The organism is Methylorubrum suomiense, from assembly GCF_022179765.1.
GTDB lineage: Bacteria > Pseudomonadota > Alphaproteobacteria > Rhizobiales > Beijerinckiaceae > Methylobacterium > Methylobacterium suomiense.
In genome coordinates this window covers 76914-94978 of the sequence record NZ_BPRE01000002.1, presented here as the reverse complement: position 1 = coordinate 94978, position 18065 = coordinate 76914, and the positions used below count along the sequence as shown (strand labels likewise).

The window sequence follows — 18065 nt, the reverse complement described above, 5'->3', positions numbered from 1 at the left end:
GACCCTTGCCCGATGGCCAAGCTTTTCGAGCCCGTGACCCTGCGCGACGTGAACCTGCGCAACCGCCTCGCCGTCCCGCCCATGTGCCAGTACCAGGCCGAAGACGGGTTCGTGACGACCTACCATACCGTGCACTACGGAAAGCTCGCGCTCGGCGGCTTCGGCCTCGTCATCGTCGAGGCGACCGCCGTCTCGCCGGAGGCGCGCATCACCCACGGTGACGTGGGCCTCTGGCGGGACGAGCAGGTCGAGGGGCTCGCCGGCATCGCGGCCTTCATGAAGGCGCAGGGTGCGGTACCCGGCATCCAACTCGCCCACGCGGGTCCGAAGGCCAGCATGCAGCGCCCCTACCACGGCGACGGTCCCCTGAACGAGGCCGACATCGCCCGCGGCGATCGGCCCTGGGCCATCGTGTCCGCAAGCGCCCGGGCCGTCGACCAGGGCTGGCTGGTCCCGGAGGCGCTCGACGCCGCCGGCGTCGATAAGGTGAAGGCGGACTTCGCCGCCGCCGCCCGGCGCGCCCTGAAGGCCGGCTTCGAGGTCGTGGAGCTGCACTGCGCCCACGGCTACCTGCTAAACTCCTTCCTCTCGCCGCTGACCAACCACCGCACGGACGCCTACGGCGGGAGCCGCGAGAACCGCTTCCGGCTGCCGCTGGAGATCGCCCGGGAACTGCGCGCGATCTGGCCGGTCGACAAGCCGTTGTTCGTGCGGGTCTCGGCGGTCGACGGCTTGAAGACGGGCGTGACCATCGAGGACACGGTCGCCTTCGCCGAGGCCCTGAAGGCGGTCGGCGTCGACGTGGTCGACGTCTCCTCGGGAGGCGTCGGCGTCACCTACGAGCACCCGAGCGGCTACGGCCACCAGGTGCCCTACGCCGAGCGGGTCAGGCGTGACACTGGCCTCAAGACCATGGCGGTCGGCCTGATCGTCGACCCGTTCCAGGCCGAGCAGGTCGTGGCCGAGGGGCACGCCGACCTCGTCGCCATCGGCCGCGAGGCGCTGCGCAACCCGAACTTCGCGCTCGACGCCGAGCAGGCGCTCGGGGCCGCCCCGCAGGATGCGCCGTACGAGAGCTGGGTGCCCCAACTCGGCTGGTGGCTGAACGGGCGCGAACGGAAGCTCCGCCGGCTCGGCGCCTGGTCGAACGGCGAGGACGTGGCGGCTTGAGCCTCCGGGCGGGGACGCACCGTGACGGCTGCCCCCGCCTCAGGACCCGCGTTCACGGCTGAACCGGGACGTCGTGAAGTCGAGGAACGAGCGGAGCTTCGGCGTGATGCGGCGGTCCGGCGCGTACAGGATATGGAGGGGCCGTTCCGAGCGCCATTCCGCCAGGACGCGGATCAGCCGGCCGGATGCGAGGTCGTCCGCGAGGAGCTCCTCGGCATGATGGATCACGCCCATCCCGGCCAAGGCTGCCTGCCGCAGGGCGTGGCCGCTGTTGGCGGAGAACCGCGACCCGATGGGCACGACGACCTCGCCCTCGTCGCCGTGGAACGTCCAGCGTTCCTCCAGCGCCGAGCCGGAGAAGCCGAGGCATGCATGCCGGGCGAGGTCGCTCGGGTGCCGAGGCCGCCCGTGCCGCTCCAGGTAAGCCGGAGACGCGCACGGGATCAGGTTCAGGGGACGCAGGCCCCGCGCGATCAGGCTGCTGTCGTGCAGCGGGCCTGCGCGGAATACGCAGTCGTAGCCCTCGTCGATCAGGTCCACCACACGGTCGCTGAGGGTGAGCCGTACCGTGACCTCAGGGTTCTCAGCCATGTACGCGGGAAGCAGCGGCGACAGGCTGTATGTGCCGAACGAGACCGGCGCGTTGATCCGCAACTCGCCCCGTGGCCTCGCCCGGCCGTCGGCCGCGATGGCTTCGGCCGCCTCCAGTTCCGCCAGCACGATGCGCGTGCGGTCGAGGAAGTCGCGCCCGGCGTCGGTCAGGCTCTGCCTACGGGTTGTCCGGTTCAGCAGGCGCACACCCAGGTGCTCCTCCAATTGCCGGACGTGCTTGCCGACCATCGCCGCGGAGATGTCCGCGGCGTCCGCGGCCGCCGCGAACGAGCCGAGGTCGGCGACCTTGGCGAACACCTCCATGCTGGCGAGACGGTCCATATTCCTGACCAATGGTTGCGAGTGTCGCGATCAAACCACGATTTATCACGGACAGGACGAAGTCCATACCTCCCGTCGAGGCCGGCGGCGCCGGCTCGCGAACGAGGAGAGCAGTCATGACCGTCGCAGTCATCGGAACCGGGAACATGGGTGCCGGCATCGCCCGGCTGCTGGCCTCGAAGGGCGAGTGGGTCGTCATCGGGTCGCGCGACCCGGCCAAGGCGGCGAAGCTCGCCGAGGAGATCGGGGCGGGCGCCGAGGGCGGCGGCATCGCCGCGGCCGCCAAGCTCGCCGACGTGGTGATCTTCGCGGTGAACTACCCGCAGGCGGGCGAGGCGGTCCGCGAGGCCGGCGGCTTCGCCGGCAAGGTGCTCGTCGGCATCTCGAACCCCATCACGGAGGACTACAAGGACCTGCGCGTCGGGCACACCACCTCGGCCGCCGAGGAACTCCAGAAGCTCGCGCCCGAGGCGAAGGTGGTGAAGGCGTTCAACACGATCTTCGCGCAGTTGCTGCCGGCGGAGGCGCGCGAGGGCCGCGACCCGGTGCAGGTCTTCGTCGCGGGCGACGACGAGGCCGCCAAGAAGACGGTGTCCGACCTCGTGGCCAAGGGCGGGTTCCAGCCCGTCGAGTCGGGCCCCCTGAGCAACGCCCGCTTCCTTGAGCCGCTGAGCGAGATCAACATCCACTTCGGCTTCTTCCTGGGCTGGGGCACGAGCGCCGCCCCCGCGTGGATCAAGGCCGCCGCCTGAGGGCTCCCGTCCAGACGTCCTCCCGCCGGGCATCCCCGGCGGGAGGTTTCCGCGCCCTTCCCGGGCGCACGCAATCGAGGAGAACGACCATGAGCCGCATCGTACGCTTCCACGAGACCGGCGGTCCCGAGGTCCTCAAGGTCGAGGACGTCGCGGTCCCCGCGCCCAAGGCCGGCGAGGTCCAGATCCGGGTGAAGGCCATGGGCCTGAACCGGGCCGAGGTCATGTTCCGCACCGGCCAGTACGTCACCCGGCCGACCTTCCCGGCCATCCTAGGCTACGAGGCCGCCGGCACCGTCGAGGCCGTCGGGCCCGACGTCGCCGGCTTCGCGGTCGGCGATGCGGTCAGCGTCGTGCCCTGCTTCATGCTCGGCGACTACGGTCTGCACGGCGAGCTCGTGAACGCCCCGGCCTTCGGCGTGGTGAAGCACCCGGAGAACCTGTCCTGGGAGGAGGCTGCGGCCACCTGGATGATGTTCGTGACCGCCTACGGCGCGCTCGTCGACATCGCGAACGTCCAGGCCGGCCAGACCGTGCTGATCCGCGCCGCCTCCAGCAGCGTGGGCTTGGCCGCCATCCAGATCGTCAACGCCCTCGGGGCCACCCCGGTCGCCCTGACCCGTCGGAGCGCCAAGCGTGACGAACTCCTGAAGCACGGGGCGGCCCACGTCATCGCCACCGAGGAGCAGGACCTCGTCGCCGAGGTGAACCGCATCACCGAGGGCAAGGGGGCCAACGTCGCCTTCGACCCTGTCGGCGGCCCGGAGGTTGCCAAGATCCTCGACGCGCTCGGCTACCTTGGCATCTTCTTCCAGTACGGCGCCCTCGACACGACGCCGTTGGCGGTCCCGGTCATGCCGCTGCTCGGCAAGGACCTGACGGTGCGCGGCTACCAGCTCTTCGAGATCACCAAGGACCCGGCGCGCTTGGAGAGGGCCAAGGACTACATCGTGAAAGGGCTTGCCTCGGGCGCGCTGAAGCCGGTGGTCGCCAAGACCTTCACGCTCGACCAGATCGTTGAGGCGCACCGATTCATGGAGAGCAATGAGCAGGTCGGCAAGATCGTCGTCACCGCCTGAGCGGGAGGCGCCGAGGGGACAGGCCCGGCGGGATACGCATGGGCTGCCCCGCGTCCGCTTCATAGGTCGACCGGACGCGAGCGGATACGGAAGACATCGGCGACTTCGCCCGGTCCCGGGGTCCAGGGTAAACACCGACCATGCTCCCGACCGGCCTCCGGAGTTTCCTGGAGCGCGACCCGCCGCGCCTGCGGTTGGGCCTCGCCACGGTGGCCGCGGCGTGGCTCGCTATCGTCCTTGCGGCTGCGCTCGACCTGCCGAACGGGCACTGGGCCGGCGTGACCGTGCTCACGGTCTCGCAGCCGACCCGAGGGCTGCTCTTCGAGAAGTGCCTCTGGCGCCTCGTCGGCACGACCGCGGGCGCGCTGGTGGGCATCGGCCTGCTCGCCGCCTTCGCGACCCAACCGGCGGCGGCGCTCGTCGGCTTGACGGCTTGGCTTGCGTGCTGCGCGGGCATGTCCGCCCTCGTCCGGCACTTCCGCAGCTACGGGGCGGTGCTGGCCGGCTATACCTGTGCCATCGTCGCCCTGATCGACTTCGACCATCCGGCCTCGGTCCAGCACATCGCCTTCGGCCGCATCGCCTGCACCGTCATCGGCGTTCTCGCGGCCACCGCCGTCACCGGCCTGCTGATGCCGCCCTCGGGTCGGCGCTCGCTCCTCGACCGCGCACGGCAGTCGGGCGCCGAGCTTCTGGAGCGCTGCTCAGGTCTGCTCACGGGTTCCCTGGGCGCAGCGGACCAGGGCGCGCTGCTGGCCGTCGTAGCCCGGCTCGGCGACCTCGACGCGGAGGCCGACGAAGTCCTCGACGGCGCTCCGGGCGCCCGCTGGCGCAAGCGACGCCTGCGCAACCTCCTGGCCTCGCTCCTCCTCGTGGCCTCGCGTACCCGGGCGCTCGCGCGGTCCGACGATCCGGTACAGGCGCAGGCGCCGCCGGAACTGAAAGCCCTCCTGGATCAAGCCGCCCTCCGATTCCGGTATAAGGACTCTCCCGGGTCGACCCCTCTCGCGTCCGCCGATGGCCAACCAGCCGTGGCCGGCCCCCTCGCCGACACCCGAGCCGCCCTGACCGCGGCCCTCGCGGATCTCCGGGACCTTGAGCGGGCGCCGGTCGTGGGGAATGGACCCGCCCGCCTCGAAACGCCCTTGGATTGGCAGGGGGCGGTGCGTGCCGCGACCCGGACGGCACTGTGCATCTTGCCCATGGGCCTCGCGTGGCTCGTGACCGGCTGGGCCGCCGGCTCGCTCATGCTGCTGGGCACCTGCGTCTTCGTGACCTTGCTCTCGGCGAACGAGCTCGGGGCCGCGATGATCCGACGGATCGTGCTCGGCGTGCTTGCGGGCATCGGCTGGAGGCTGAGGCGAGGGACGACGCCGGCCCGCAAGGCGTTGATGACGGTGTCCCGGTCTCGGGGCTTGATGGGGGGCGCGGATTTGGTCCCGGGAACGGTCATGCGGCTTCCGACAGGGTCTCGGGGAGCAGGTGCAGGTTGACGTGGACGGGATCGCCCTCTACGACGAGGACGTCGTCGAAGCAGTCGTAGGCCCACGCGTTCAGGTCTTCCATGGCGGCGCCCGGCATCAGGCCGAACTCGCGCGCTAGGCGGTCGAACTCGGCCCGTGGCCAAGCCGGTCGCGCGATCAACTCGCGCATGAGGCGGGCGTGGCGGGGGTCGAGGCCGGCGAAGGCGCCGCCAGCTTCCGCTGCGTCCTCCTCGGCTCGTGCGGCCCCGGTAGATCCGGCGTTCGCCGCCTCCGGCTCGGTATCGAAGACGCCGGCGAGGACGGCGCTGATCGCGAACATCTCGGCTCTGATCGCCATCAGGCGCTCGGCATCGACCTGGTCCGCCGCCTCGGCGGCTACCGTGCGCCCGCCCTGAACGCTCGATGTGTCCGTGACCGACGCCTGTCGCGCGGCCGCCGCCGAGGGGCGGGGCGCGGCGATGGGCGCCGGGGCGCCGGGGATGGCGTAGGTTCTCTCGCTGCCCATTCCGAGCGCGACGCGGACCAAGTCGTCGGGAGCCTCGGCGGCCCGCGCCGCATCGGGGCCGGGACCTGCCCGGTGCAGCGCCGCGTAGAGGCGGTCTTGATCGAGGCCCATCTGCCTGAACGCCTTTTCGAGGAGCGCGATTTCCGCCCGGTGATGGCTGCCGTCACTGGAGGCAACTCGCACAAGTGCGTCGCCGATGGATTGCCTTTGCCCGGTATCAAGCTCGGAAAGTCGGGAGCGCAACGACGGCAGCTCGGCGAGATGGGCTTCGAGCCAGCATGCGTCTGCAGCCAAGCGGCGTCGCTCGTCAGGGGCGAGGCCAGGCGTCGTTGCCACCAATTCGTTCAAGGTGGAGCGCTCATCGTCGGTGACCTCACCGTTGGCCTTCGCCACCAGCATGCCCACCGACAAGGTCAGGAACGCCGCCTTGTAGATGTCCGACGGCGGGTCGACCGACTCGCTCGGGGCGTCCAGAGGGAAGAGCAGCACGGCCGACGAGGAGGGCGCGCGCACGGGGAAGCGCGGGTCGGGGATGAGCCCCAGCCCGAAGCGGCAGAGCGTGTCCGCGAGGTAGCGGAGCCTTGCCGGCGTGGCCTTCTCCTGGGCCTGCCCACCTACCCGCGCGCACACGTCCTGGAAGGGCACGAGTGCGCCCGCGGCCGCGCGCCGCCAGCCAGGCGAGGCCGTCGCCCGCGGCCTCGCGCGACACGCTCCTGCGCCGGCCCGGCGGCAGCAGCGCCAGGGCTTGCAGGGTCTCGCCGGCCGAGCCGCCACCTCTTCCGAGGTGCCGGCTATATGCGTCGAGTCGCTCGGTACACAGCTCCAGCAACTCGCGGCCGGTGGCGAGCGCCTCGGGGTAGCGTGCCAGGTCAGGCAAGCCCTCCACGCCGGTCGGACCTAGGTCGGCGCTGAAGGTTCCGCTCGCGGCGCGGTACCAGATAGGCGAGGTTCCGCCCTTGCGAACCTTCAGGGGCAGGCCCCCGGACGGATTCCTGCGACCGAATTCAGTGGCGAACTCGGACCTGAGATGCTCGAAGGCGCGACGTGCAGGGGTCCGGACCCGCGTTTCGGGATGCGACATCGTCCACGCCAGCAGCCAGTCCGCATCGACCGGCCGCCCGTCCCAGATGCGAGCCCCGACCCCGATGCGGATCGCGGGTGGGAGGTCCCCGCTGCTCGGGAAGAAGACGGGCGCTGGATCCTGCCCGGGCGCGAGGTCGAGGATGTCGAGGACCGCGAGAAAGTCGCCGGCGTAGCGACGGAACGAGCCGTGGTGGCCGTATAAGGCGAGCAGACGCTCCACCTCGGCGCGGATGGCTGGGCGGTCCTCGACGGATCGCTCCAACACTGCGCGCCGCTCCAAGCCATAGAGGTAGACGAAGACGTAGCCGATGTACGTGTCGGGTCCGGAGCGGTCGCCCGACAGCCATTCAAGGAACGCGCGTCGCGAGGACGGTCGCATGCTCTCGTAGGCCGGCCAGTAGTCCATGTGCTGGCCGACGGTATCGGCGTTGCTCTTGGAGACGGCCAGGCCCGAATCGACGAGGCAGTTGTCGTTGCGGCCGTAGCCTTCGGCGGGCGCCAGGATCCGGCCGACGTAGACCAAGCCGGGGATTGCGAAGCCGGCGACCGTCGTCCTAGCTCCCGCGGGTATCCATGCTTTGTCACCGGCAGTCCTGTGTGGCGACGGCGATGGTTTCGCCGGCGGCTTTGGCGTCGCCGCCTCGCGGTCCGGGCGGCCCGAGGGACGCGGAGGCGGCGCTTCCGCGCTCGCCGACAACTGAGGAGGCAAGCCACTTGTGCCGAATGTCGCCCGCAGCTCGGTCGGGGTACTCTGCGGGGTGGTAGGGGGCGCACCGTCGGCTTGAACGAGCGCTACAGGCGGGACGACGGGGTATGGGCTAACAGGCTGGGCTGCCGGAACGAGCGGTGCGCCTACCGGTGGCTGGTGGACCGTGCTGTCGGGGTCCCCGGGAACGGTCGCGGGTGGCGGGACCGGCCCGCCTTGGGCGTCGCCAAGCCGCTCCGAAGTCTTGTCGGGGTCGTTCCCGGAGGCGCCGGCCCCGCCCGACGCAGCCCGGGAACGCCGCCGCATGCCCCAGAACGCCAGGAGGCCGCCGGCCAGGAGCCCAAGCGCCCAACGCGGCATCGCATCCGACCGGCCTGGGCCGGAACGGGCCGAGGCTTCCCCTTCGGTTTCACTGGCATCCGTGAACGCCCTTGTAAGGTTGGGCGCGGCGTTGGCGGCCGGGGCGGTGGCAGGGTCGGTGACGAGCGGCGCTTGCGGCGCCGGGTCCGAAATTGCGGCTCCGCCCCCGGGAGTGGTGAGGGACTCGATCCCTCCCTGGGCCGTACCGTCGGCTGTTGCCGCCACAGTAGCCGGAAGGGCCGGTGGCGGGGGTGCGCTGGAGGTCGGCAAAGTGGGTGCCGATACGGAAGGGGTGGCCGTCTCGATCCCACCCGGCGGGGCAACAACGGCCTGCCTCCGCTCTCGCAAGCGGGCTACGGTAACGGAGTCGGCGCGTCCGCTTGGAGGCAGGCCTTCCTTTCGCTGAAAGCGGAGAAGGGCTTGAAGTGACTGGCGACCCCATCGTCCGTCGATGACGCCGGGATCGAAGCCGAGTGCTTGAAGGTCGGCCTGTACGGTGCGCGCAGGCGCAACCGGCCCACCTTGCTGTGCCGAAGCCGGCGACTGGATGGAACTGCTCCCCGCGAGGGCTGTCATTCCGCAGAGGAGCAGCCACCGCGGCGCGGTTCGCATTGCCTTGGCCTCGTAGGTCGCGCCCCCACTCGCAGCCGTCCGATCCCCGGTCCTGCGCCCTTCCACCCGACTGTATTCTAAGTTGCTGGGCCAAACCAAGGCCTTATCTGCAACCTATGAGAATCATTACCTCCTCACTCCTGGACTCATGCGAAGGGACGCCTGGCGAGGGTTCACGCTGGCGACCGTCGGTAAGCCGATGCTTCGTCCATCCAGTCGTGCCTGCCTGCCGTTTGCCGGCCCGCGGCCCGATAGCCTGAGCAGGCCGGCATCCAGCCTGCACGAGGAGGCAGGTACCAGTTCGTCAGATCCACTCCATCCCGCCCTTGATCGGCTTCAGCCCGTTCGTAGCCTTGAGCATGCCGGATAGGAGTGTCACCCGGCTTGACTATTCCGTGCAGTGACAGCTTGCGGGACAAGGGCGGGCATTCCGGAAGCCATATTCGAAGGTCCGGAAGTGGCGCATAGCTGAACAAGCGGTTGGCGAACTGCTGCCCTACTATTTCGACTCTCCCGCTCGAAGGTGTTACGCATCCCAGCAAAGTCGACAGTGGCCCGCGACAGGAGGGCTTGAACCCTCCGCTGGTCCAACCGCCTCAGCCGTGCATCCGCACGACGGTGTGCAGGATGTTGATGGGCTGCCCGGCGGCGCGGGGCACATCCCCGGCGACGATGTCGGCATCGCGGTACGACTTGTCCGGCCAGCCGTTCAGCGGGACAGCCCCGGGATACTCTGAGGACACCCTGCGCGAGAGCTCATCCGTCACGGCCCCCTCGGCGTTGGCCATGAGGTAGCCCACGAGCATCCCCGCGGGATGGCCCGGGGCGTAGGTCCCGTCAGCGAATTTCCCCACGCCCGCGTCGACGTAGTACCGGAACGTGCCGGAATCCCCCGGCCGCAGCCTCTTGCACTCTACGCCGAAGTAATACTCCTCCGGCCGCAGCCACTCCGCGAATACGACCTGCAGGTCGATCCGGCCGTCCACCTTGCCGAGTTCGCCGTCCGGGTTGTTCAGGCTCGCCTCCAGCATGAACGCGAGGTGGTAGAAGCCGCGCCGCCGTATGATGCGGACGATCTCTTTGTGCAGCTCGATGGTGATCTTGTTCTCGTCGAAAGCCACGCCGCTCGCGTACAGGCGCCGGCGCGTGCGCCTGGCCGCCTGCACGATCAGTTGGACGATCAGGACTAGGTTGTCGCCCGAGATGCCGAGGTCGCCGCGCCCCACCAGCCGGACGCCGTGTCGCTGGAACGGCATCAGGCGCGCCCCGGAGCATGGTCCGCGAGGATGGCGTCGCCGTCCTGCAACCCGGCGGCGACCGTCCAGTAACGTCGCTGTGCCGGTTTGACCATGGTGACCTGCGCCCCGTCGTAGATGCGGACCGAGCGGCGTTCCCGCAGGTAGGGGGTCGGCGACCGCAGGAGATGGTGGCGGAGGTCGTGGAGAAGCCGCCCGGCCTCCGTGTCCGGCATCGCTGACACCACGTCCGCTGGGGCGTGCCCCGGCTCGGTCCGGAACCGGACGGTGGCGAACCGGTCGAGCCGGTCGTCGCCCAGCTTCGAGCCGGGCGCGACCTCGGCGACGAGGTGCTGGCGGCCGGAGATCCTGAGGACGGCGTTCACCGTGCGGCACGCGGCGGCGGCGTAATCGATGATTTGCAGCCTCTCCGGGGGCTCAACGTCTTGGAGGCGCGCCAAGGCGGTCCCAAGGAGCGTCGAGCGCCCGCGGGCCACTGCGTCGCGGACGAGCGCGCGTTCGTCGCCCCTCAGGCTGTAGAGGTCAGCGACGAGAGCGTCGACGGCCTCACAGCCATCGTATCGGGCGCTCGCCAGGGCGCGTCCCGCCTTCTCCGCCAGGGCATCAGTCGGGACGAACCGCGGGATGCGCAGGGCCCGGAGGTCCTGCAGCAGTACGTTCGGTCGCTCCATGCCGATGGGACCGGCCCCTAGGAGGAACTGGTAGCTCGGCATCGCCGAGTTTAGCAGGGCGCAGACGATGGCCGGCAGCCTTGGGTCGGCCTCGGCGAACGAGAACCCGTAGAAGCCGTGCGAGAAGGCGAGGTCCTCACCGGAGAGCGCGGCGCTGGTCCTGCCGGGATGGAGGGCGAGCCTGTGCGCGGACTTCGGGAACACCACTAGCGGCGCGCGGTACAGATCACGGCTCCGGGCATGCAGGAGCTCCAGGTGCCCGCGTTGGCGCAGGCTCGGCTTGGGCCGCCCTTCCAGGCTCAGGGGTGCGTAATCCTCGGGCTTGACGGATGGCAGGTCCAGGATGGCCTCCGGCACGGCCTTGGGCTTGTCGCGGGCCTCGCCCTTGACCTGGAAGCCCTGCCCGGAGACGACGCCCGCCTCCGAGAGGAAGGACCCGAGGGGCACGAGTTCGTGCTCGAACCGCTCGATCAGTGCGATGTCGCGCGGCGTGCCCAGCGACGACGCCTTGAGGTACGAAGGGTTCGCGATGACATCGGCCTTCCCGGCCTCGGCGATGTCTGCGGAGGACAGGGCGAGCGCGCCGCTCCGCTCGAAGTCATCCGTCCAAGGGAACGTTCCAACGAGGATCCTGTCGGACGGCGGCAGGTTCCCGCAATTGGCGCAGAGGAACAGGCCCGGGGCCTTGGCCTCCGAGAACAGCCCCGACATGCGCAGGGGCGACATGTTGATGAGGGCGACCCGGTCGAGGCCATTCAGCAGCCGCTCCAGGAAGAGCCGAGCCGACCACATCCTCGACATGAAGGGCGTGGCCTTCAGGTACATCGCGATGCGCCCACCCCGACCGACGACGTCGACCGCAGCCAGTAGGAATCGATGGTCGGGCGAGCGGCCCGAGCCGCCGTCGTCGTCCTTGGCCCTGGCCTTCCTGGTGCGTCCCTCGTCCCCGCCCTTGGCGGCGTGCGTCCAGGGCGGGTTGCCGACGACCGCGTCGACGCCGAGCCCGCGCGCGAGGTCGCACGCCGCGGCGGAGAGGAAGTCCATCTCGTGCAGGGTGCGGCCGATGAGCGGCTCGAACCGGATACTCTCCCCGGGATCGGCCGTAGTCTCCAGTTCCAAGGCGGCCAGGTAGAGGCTGAAGGCCGCGATCCGCAGCGCCGCCCTCTGGATGTCGATGCCGTGCACCTGTTGGTAAAGGATGTTGCGCACCACGGAACGCGGCCTCGGGCCGTCGCCGCAGCACTTCCATGCCAAGCGTCGCAGGGACTGCACGAGGAAGAGGCCCGAGCCGCAAGTGGGATCGAGAATGCGCGCCGTGCCGTCGAGGTCCTCGAAGACGGGGTCGAGCGCCATGTGGACGAGCTCGACCGGGGTGTAGTGAAGCCCCAGCTCGCGCGCCATATCCGACGCCGCCCGCCGGGCGAACGCCTCATAGACCGCGCTGATAAGCTCAATGGGGACCGTGTCAAACCGGAAGCGGAAGAGCCGCATCTGCCCCGCGTCGCGCTTCCTGAGGCTCGTACCCCGGGCGAAGTCTTCGAGCAGCGGCAGGTGCTCGTCCCGCAGGCTTTCCCCCATGCCCTGCGGGAACACGTCGCCATTGAAGGTCTCGTGCAGCCAGTCGAACAGCGCTAGGGCCGACGACCGCGAGCGGAAGAGCTCGGCCAGGCCCACATCCCCGAGGCGATGGGACCCGTCGAAGGGCGTCGCGATGTCGCCCCTGTCCGTGACGTAGCTCGCGAACAAGGTCGCAGTCACAAGCTCCTGGCAGGCGCCCCGGGCCGCCGCCATGCCCATGCCTCCCGGCTGGGCCACCGAGACTTCCACCAAGTGCTGTTCGAGGGACTGGATCTCCTGGAGCAGGACCTGGTCGACCTTGCCTGCGCGATGGATGCTCTTCGCCAGGTCGGAGGCCCAGAAGGTCCCGGTGTCCAGCGAGAAGCGGCCGCAGAACTCGTCGAGGGCCGCCATCTCGGCCTTGACGTCCGTACGATAGGTCGCGACCGGCCCCCGGTCCTCCTCGGTCCCAACGCCGCGGAACGCGTCGTAGACCCGGACCTCGTAAGGCGTAACGATCCAGAGGAGCGGGGCCAAGCCGAGGTTCCAGGCCCGCTCGTGCATCTCCCCGGCCTCGCCGGCGCCGGTCTCCTTCACGATCAGCTTGGCGCCGTCATCGGTCTCGTAGACCGCGTCCGCCTGGAGGCCAGCCCTGGGGGAGAAGGCCGCTTCGAGGTGCGGGTTGCCGACCGCATGCCGGCGGAGCCCCGGCATGTCGCCGCGGCCGGCATCGACGAAGCCGGTCCGCGACAGGACGCGTTCGAGGAGGTCGCTCATGACGACCCTCCCAAAAGGGCGGCTTTCCTGGCGCCTGCTACGTCGCCGCCGCGGCGGCCGGCCGCGCCGGCCGGGCTGCGGATGCGGACGACGGGCGCGACGCCTTCCCACACCGCCTGCCCGAGTGAGATCGCGGCACGGTCGTCCCGGCGTCTGGGAGAGGTGGCGTGGCTCTGCATGAAAGGCGGGGCACGAGGGGATGGGACGGCTTGCGCCGGCCGGGGAAGCTTGAGTGTAAGGCGTCGGGTTTGCGATGGAGTGAACGGATCGAGGGGCCGACGCCATTATGGGTCCAGGCTTGACGATTCACAGCATCGGGGCCGCGCCACCCCGGCGCCGGCGAGCCTTCTGCACGGAGAGGGCGCATCTGTCCCGCGTTCGGCCGATGCCGCAGGGGCCCTGGCGTGTGGCTTTCGCCCCAAGCCCGCATCCTCAAGGCATGGCCTGAACCGGAAGCGCCCGGGCCGTCCGGGCCTCCCGTCCTCAGCGGGCCCGGCGAGCGTAGCGGCCCTCATCGCAGGGTTCGAAACAGCGCCCGAACGCGACCCGAACGCCCATCTTCTTCTTGAGCGTGCCCGGGCGACGCCAAGCCGGGCCTCCGCCATCCGCGACGTCCTGGGACCTTCCCAATGGCTCGACTTGGCCGGCGGGCACACCGAGGACAAGTGGTCGGACGCCGAGGGGCCGTGGTCTCGACATGCTGCGCCGCGTCTCCGATGCCGGGTTGCCGGACCTCGACCTCCACGTGATTAGTCCCTTCTTCATTGTGGCCCGGCGCCTTCGCGAACGCATCTTGGCATAGGGCGTCCTGTCGAAGTGGACCCAGGACACTTACCGCTGGAAGCGCGAGCGGATCGGCACCGTCTATACCGTTCAGGGCCGCGAGGCCGACAGCGTGATTCTCGTCCTTGGGACCCCGATGCCAGCCCAGCGGGGTACTCGGGGATAGGCGGGAGAGGCGCCCAACATCCTCAACGTCGCCGCGACCCGGGCCCAGGAGAACCTCTACGTGGTCGGGTCCCGCCCGGCCTGGGCCGATGCCGGCGTGTTCGCCCGCCTGGCGAGGAGCTGGCCCGCATCCTTGGAGTTGCGCGAGCCAACCTAATGACCGCGCGGTGGAAAGCTGTCCAAACGCCGATGCCGGCTCCACCAAGATGGAAGCGGCTCTTGATCTCGGTGACACCCTCCCACGCCTCCGCGCGACGCAGGCGGTGCCCCTACGCATCGTAGGACGTCGGGACGAGCATGGCGACGCGCTCAAGGACATGGGCGCGAGCCGCGTCGTACGCTGCCTGCCCTGCTTCCTGTCCGCCGCACCGAACCAGGCCCGCCACGTTGATGACGTCGCTTACCGAGACCGTGGGCCGGCCGATGGCGAGCGGACCGGCCGGCGAGCGGCGGATCGCGCCCATCTTGATGAGGGCCCTGATGACGTCCTCGTCGACGGTGTCGGCCTTGGCCAGACGGTCGAAGTGCGTCCAGAGCCGGTCACGCTCGGCGCGCAGAGTGTAGTGCTCCGCACGCAGCCGGGCGGCCTTATCCTCGCGGACTGCGGCGGCCTGGCACTCGGCCCGCAGCGCGGTGATCTCGGTCCGCAGGGCGGCGTTCTCGGCCTCGCGGGCGAGCTCGGCCTCGCGCTGCTCCTCGCGCCACCGGCGGGCGCGGTCGGCGGCGGCGGCGCGGCGGCGGGCGGCGGCGGACATCTCGCGTTCGGGGGTGCGGGGCTCGGTCATGGAGAGCATCGTGCCCCTCGACCATGCATCCCACTAGGGCGTCAGGCGGCTGCGTCCGCCATGCGCGTGATCCCCCACCGGAACCGCTCGTCCGCCTCGGCGAGGCGACGGGGCAGGCTGCGCGCACCGTCGACCGAACCGGCATAGGCCGCGATGACCAGGACAACGCCGGCGGCGTAGCGGAACGCCAGGCTGCCGTGCTCGCGCAGGGCGACGCCCGCGTTGACGATGGCCTGGCGCAGCGCGCCCCTCAGTTCCTCGTCGAGGCTCGCGACCATCGCGAGCTCCGGCGTCTTCCACCACCTCAAGACGCGCCGAAGTCCCTCCGCGACTTCATCCACGGTCGCCGGGACCGCGAGTTCGTCGAGGTCGAACTGCTTCGCGTCCTCAATGTCGTAGCCGAGGTAGATGGCCCGCATGGCCTGCATCGCCGGCCGCACCGCGTTGACGCTCCAGTGCGCCAAGATCTCCTCGACCATGTCCTTCGAGAGCACCGCGTCCGCGACGTGCGTCGGGTAGAACTGCGGCTCCGGGGCTGGCGCCGGGGCGACGACGGGCTTGGGCGCGCGGGGCATCGTAACGACCGGGTGCGAGTGGCGGCGGCCGGGGCGGACGGAATAGGCATCCATGAGCACCGCCGCCTCCCAGGCCTCCGGGCACGTGGCCCGAGACAGGGCCGCCCCGATGCGCCGGACACGCTCCCGGGCGCCGGTCGTGCTGCGGCGGAGACGGTCGGCGAGGTCGCCCTTCGAGACGTAGGCGGCCCACGCCTGGTCGAGCCCGGCGTCCCGGGCGCGCTCGACGACGGTTCGGACAAGGGCGACGCCGGACGAGGCCTGCCCCGAGAGGCGCCCGTAGGCCTGGCTGACGGCCGCCTGCTCGACCGCGTCGGCGAGGGCGAGCGTGTCGTGCTGGACGGGCTCGCCGGCCCCGTCCCAGACCGCCGAGAAGTCCTCCGCGGCCCCGGTCTGCCCGACCTCGACAAGCGCCACCCAGACGTCGTCGTGGCCCGCTTGACTGGCGGCGACCCGGCACACCGCTTGCGCGACCTGTCCCTCGTGCGTCCCCCATAGACCCTTGCGGGACGGCACGAGGCCGCTGGTCAGGACGGAGACGCGCTTCCTTCCGCGCCGGGGCGAGACGGCGGCGTCGACGGTGGCCTGCAGCCTCTCGCCCTCGGGGAGCCGGCGGCCGCGCCCGACGACGACGTGCGACCCGACCACGGCGAGGTGCAGCCCGATGTCCGCGGCCTCGATGGCCTCGGCGGCCACGCGCAGGCGGCGGACGTGCTGGCGCCGGCCCTCGGGCGTCCTCGCCGGGGCCCAGAGCTTCCGGCAGACCGCGTCCGTCTCGACGACGCTGATGCGCCCCTGTCGGAGCTCGGCCTCGATGGCGCCGACGAGGTCGCGCGCGGTCGGGGACAGGCGGTCGATGCTGCCGGCGCGCCGCGGCTGGCCCTGGAGGCGCTCGACGGCGCCGCGGACCGAGGCCCGCGTCACGCCCTTCAGGCCCTTCGACGTCCGGCCGTCCGTCAGGACGACGTGCTCCGTCCGCAGACGGGCGTGGATGACGTCGATGGAGAGATGGCGAGCCTCGCGCCCCTCATCCTCCGCCACCGACTTCTCGTAGCCCAGCACCGACCCGACCTGGAAGTCGGTCTCCTGCATCCCGTCCTTGGTCCGGTTCGGTCGGACGACCGGGGGCTTGACGGCCTTCATGCGCCCGAAGAACCTGGTCAGGGCCTCGACGACCGCTTCCCGCTCCTCGTCCCGGCACGCCTGCCCGGGCACCGCCACGAAGGCCGCGGCCTCGCGATGGAGGTGGGCCCTGAGCCGGTCGCGGTCGACGAGCGCGCGCCGGGCCCGGCGGTCCGCCTTCGCCCACTCCTTCGCCTTGGGGGCCATGGCCCGGAACAGGCGCTGCCTGGCGTCGCTGTAGCCCCGCACCGGCATGGCGACGCAGAACCGCGTCACCGACCGGCAGGTATCCTCGACGACCGCGTCCGTGAGTTCGCCGACCCCGCCGCCGGCCACGTACCGCGCCACCGCCTGACCGAGGAACGTCCCCATGGCCTCCGCCGTGACCGGGGCGCCGGTCGTCCGATGGACATGGCGCGTATAGGCCCGGGCCTGGGGGGCGAGCGCATCGAAGATCTCGGTCGACGCTGACACGGAGAGGGCGAAGCTCCGGAGACCTATTCCCCACCGACCATTATATGAGGGCATCCGCATACCGCAACGCTTAATCGCGCATTTCGTCTATGCGAAGGGCAGGTTTTTCGCGGTTCCGGATTGTCACGCCGGTTCGCCGGAAGCCCCCGCCACAGGCCTTGACGAGACCCGCCGGGGAGATCCCGGACCGTGGAAGCCCGACCGGCCATGACTTTCCCCCCGACCCTTATACCCGTCCATCCGCATGAGACCGTCCCGTTCCCCTCGACAGACCCCCCGTTCGAGTTGTCACGCCGACTGCCGAGACCCCTCCCGCGCAGCCCGACGAGACCTTAGGGATGGGGACCCGGACCGTGGGACCCGAGCCGGTCAGACCTCCCCCCGATCCTTATACCCGTCCATCCGCATGGGACGCCCGTTTCCCCTCGACAGACCCCCGGTTCTGGTTGTCACGTACCCTCGGACGGAGGGCTGATCCCGGGCCAGCCCTGACCGTCCGCCCGCCATCACCGCCCCGGCAAGGACAGCGTCGCCCGTCCATGCACCGGTGCGCCCTTTCGCGAAGCATTCCCTTTCATTGGTGAAATCGTTGGGCCTAGCGCGCGGATGTCGCAGCCCGGGTGACGAAGAATGTGACCGCCGGGTCGATTTCGGGCTTGTGCGATGCCCCCCGCACCCGCGGGATGTCGCCGCGATGCTCGGAAGTGCTCACCGCGGGCCGCGGCGTGCTCACGGCAGCCCATCCGGCCACCGCTAGCCCGAGGGCGCAGATCGCCCATGTCGTCGCGCACGTCCGGTCCATGGCGAGGTCCTCCGCCGGGGATGATCGCGGATCTCGGCCGGGGCGCTAGTCCAGCGGGGACGGTAGGCGGGCGTCCTCGTCGGCCTGCGGGGCGGCCTCGGTCGGGTTTCGCGCGAGGCGTGTCATGACCGACACGGCATCGAATCCCACCGCTTCCGCGACGAGGATGGCGGTGCCGACGTCGACCGGCCGCCCCGCCTCCAGGTCGTCGATGGTGCGCTCCGGGATGCCGGTGACGGCGGACAGGCGCCGAACCGGCATGCGGCGCGCGAGGCGAACGCCGCGGACGGCCTCGCCGACGTCGCACCGGCGCCGTGCGGCCTCGGCGGTCGCGTGATCCTGGACCGAGATCTCGGGGCCGTCCGTCGTCTCGTCGTCGTACTCGCTGCGGCGCATGACGTGTCTCCTCCGGTC

General features: G+C 70.6%; 12 protein-coding genes and 1 pseudogene. 4 read left to right on the top strand and 9 right to left on the bottom strand.

The features are described 5' to 3' along the window. Positions 1-12 precede the first annotated feature (12 nt). Positions 13-1170 carry an NADH:flavin oxidoreductase/NADH oxidase gene (locus tag MFF26_RS03730; RefSeq protein WP_238307488.1) on the top strand — a complete coding sequence of 386 codons (1158 nt, stop codon included), beginning with the start codon at positions 13-15 and terminating at the stop codon, positions 1168-1170. 39 nt (positions 1171-1209) lie between these two features. Here MFF26_RS03730 and MFF26_RS03725 read toward each other — a convergent pair whose 3' ends face one another. After that, positions 1210-2103 carry a LysR family transcriptional regulator gene (locus tag MFF26_RS03725; protein WP_238307487.1) on the bottom strand — a complete coding sequence of 298 codons (894 nt, stop codon included), beginning with the start codon at positions 2101-2103 and terminating at the stop codon, positions 1210-1212. Between the two features lie 116 nt (positions 2104-2219). Between MFF26_RS03725 and MFF26_RS03720 the strand changes: the two genes are divergently transcribed. The 3 genes from MFF26_RS03720 (at position 2220) to MFF26_RS03710 (ending at position 5427) form a co-directional block, all read left to right on the top strand. Next, on the top strand, positions 2220-2855 hold the full coding sequence (locus MFF26_RS03720) for an NADPH-dependent F420 reductase (RefSeq protein WP_238307486.1): 636 nt from the start codon (positions 2220-2222) through the stop codon (positions 2853-2855). 89 nt (positions 2856-2944) lie between these two features. Then, positions 2945-3934 (top strand): zinc-dependent alcohol dehydrogenase family protein, encoded by a 990-nt coding sequence (locus MFF26_RS03715; RefSeq protein WP_238307485.1) that lies wholly within the window; start codon positions 2945-2947, stop codon positions 3932-3934. A gap of 140 nt (positions 3935-4074) precedes the next feature. Next, entirely contained in the window at positions 4075-5427 is a 1353-nt protein-coding gene (locus MFF26_RS03710) for an FUSC family protein (protein ID WP_238307484.1), read from the top strand. Here the strand turns inward: MFF26_RS03710 and MFF26_RS03705 are convergent. From MFF26_RS03705 to MFF26_RS03670, 8 genes and pseudogenes are all read right to left on the bottom strand, one after another. Then, positions 5384-6034 carry a tellurite resistance TerB C-terminal domain-containing protein gene (locus MFF26_RS03705; RefSeq protein WP_238307704.1) on the bottom strand — a complete coding sequence of 217 codons (651 nt, stop codon included), beginning with the start codon at positions 6032-6034 and terminating at the stop codon, positions 5384-5386. The genes MFF26_RS03710 and MFF26_RS03705 overlap by 44 nt on opposite strands. A 36-nt stretch (positions 6035-6070) precedes the next feature. Further along, positions 6071-6322: pseudogene (locus tag MFF26_RS03700) on the bottom strand (TerB family tellurite resistance protein); the annotation flags it as partial. Continuing rightward, on the bottom strand, positions 6297-8648 hold the full coding sequence (locus MFF26_RS26695; protein WP_505744331.1) for a TerB N-terminal domain-containing protein: 2352 nt from the start codon (positions 8646-8648) through the stop codon (positions 6297-6299). The pseudogene MFF26_RS03700 and the gene MFF26_RS26695, both read right to left, overlap by 26 nt. A gap of 632 nt (positions 8649-9280) precedes the next feature. Next, a complete protein-coding gene (locus MFF26_RS03690) occupies positions 9281-9940 on the bottom strand; it encodes a hypothetical protein (protein ID WP_238307482.1) in 660 nt (219 codons plus the stop codon). Next, a complete protein-coding gene (locus MFF26_RS03685) occupies positions 9940-12945 on the bottom strand; it encodes an N-6 DNA methylase (RefSeq protein WP_238307481.1) in 3006 nt (1001 codons plus the stop codon). The genes MFF26_RS03690 and MFF26_RS03685 overlap by 1 nt, the downstream gene beginning before the upstream one ends. Before the next feature lie 1217 nt (positions 12946-14162). Then, positions 14163-14678, bottom strand: a complete 516-nt coding sequence (locus tag MFF26_RS03680; RefSeq protein ID WP_238307480.1) for a hypothetical protein — start codon at positions 14676-14678, stop codon at positions 14163-14165. A 41-nt stretch (positions 14679-14719) separates the two neighbouring features. After that, positions 14720-16849 (bottom strand): hypothetical protein, encoded by a 2130-nt coding sequence (locus MFF26_RS03675; RefSeq protein ID WP_238307479.1) that lies wholly within the window; start codon positions 16847-16849, stop codon positions 14720-14722. An 847-nt stretch (positions 16850-17696) separates the two neighbouring features. Beyond that, a complete protein-coding gene (locus tag MFF26_RS03670) occupies positions 17697-18047 on the bottom strand; it encodes a RodZ family helix-turn-helix domain-containing protein (RefSeq protein ID WP_238307478.1) in 351 nt (116 codons plus the stop codon). Between the last annotated feature and the right edge of the window lie 18 nt (positions 18048-18065).

What these genes read in the sequence shown, in the direction of transcription:
- MFF26_RS03670 (WP_238307478.1), bottom strand. Translation starts at nt 18,047, where the DNA reads ATGCGCCGCAGCGAGTACGACGACGAGACGACGGACGGCCCCGAGATC.
- MFF26_RS03730 (WP_238307488.1), top strand. Translation starts at nt 13, where the DNA reads ATGGCCAAGCTTTTCGAGCCCGTGACCCTGCGCGACGTGAACCTGCGC.
- MFF26_RS03710 (WP_238307484.1), top strand. Translation starts at nt 4,075, where the DNA reads ATGCTCCCGACCGGCCTCCGGAGTTTCCTGGAGCGCGACCCGCCGCGC.
- MFF26_RS26695 (WP_505744331.1), bottom strand. Translation starts at nt 8,648, where the DNA reads ATGACAGCCCTCGCGGGGAGCAGTTCCATCCAGTCGCCGGCTTCGGCA.
- MFF26_RS03720 (WP_238307486.1), top strand. Translation starts at nt 2,220, where the DNA reads ATGACCGTCGCAGTCATCGGAACCGGGAACATGGGTGCCGGCATCGCC.
- MFF26_RS03690 (WP_238307482.1), bottom strand. Translation starts at nt 9,940, where the DNA reads ATGCCGTTCCAGCGACACGGCGTCCGGCTGGTGGGGCGCGGCGACCTC.
- MFF26_RS03715 (WP_238307485.1), top strand. Translation starts at nt 2,945, where the DNA reads ATGAGCCGCATCGTACGCTTCCACGAGACCGGCGGTCCCGAGGTCCTC.
- MFF26_RS03685 (WP_238307481.1), bottom strand. Translation starts at nt 12,945, where the DNA reads ATGAGCGACCTCCTCGAACGCGTCCTGTCGCGGACCGGCTTCGTCGAT.
- MFF26_RS03705 (WP_238307704.1), bottom strand. Translation starts at nt 6,034, where the DNA reads ATGGGCCTCGATCAAGACCGCCTCTACGCGGCGCTGCACCGGGCAGGT.
- MFF26_RS03725 (WP_238307487.1), bottom strand. Translation starts at nt 2,103, where the DNA reads ATGGACCGTCTCGCCAGCATGGAGGTGTTCGCCAAGGTCGCCGACCTC.
- MFF26_RS03680 (WP_238307480.1), bottom strand. Translation starts at nt 14,678, where the DNA reads ATGACCGAGCCCCGCACCCCCGAACGCGAGATGTCCGCCGCCGCCCGC.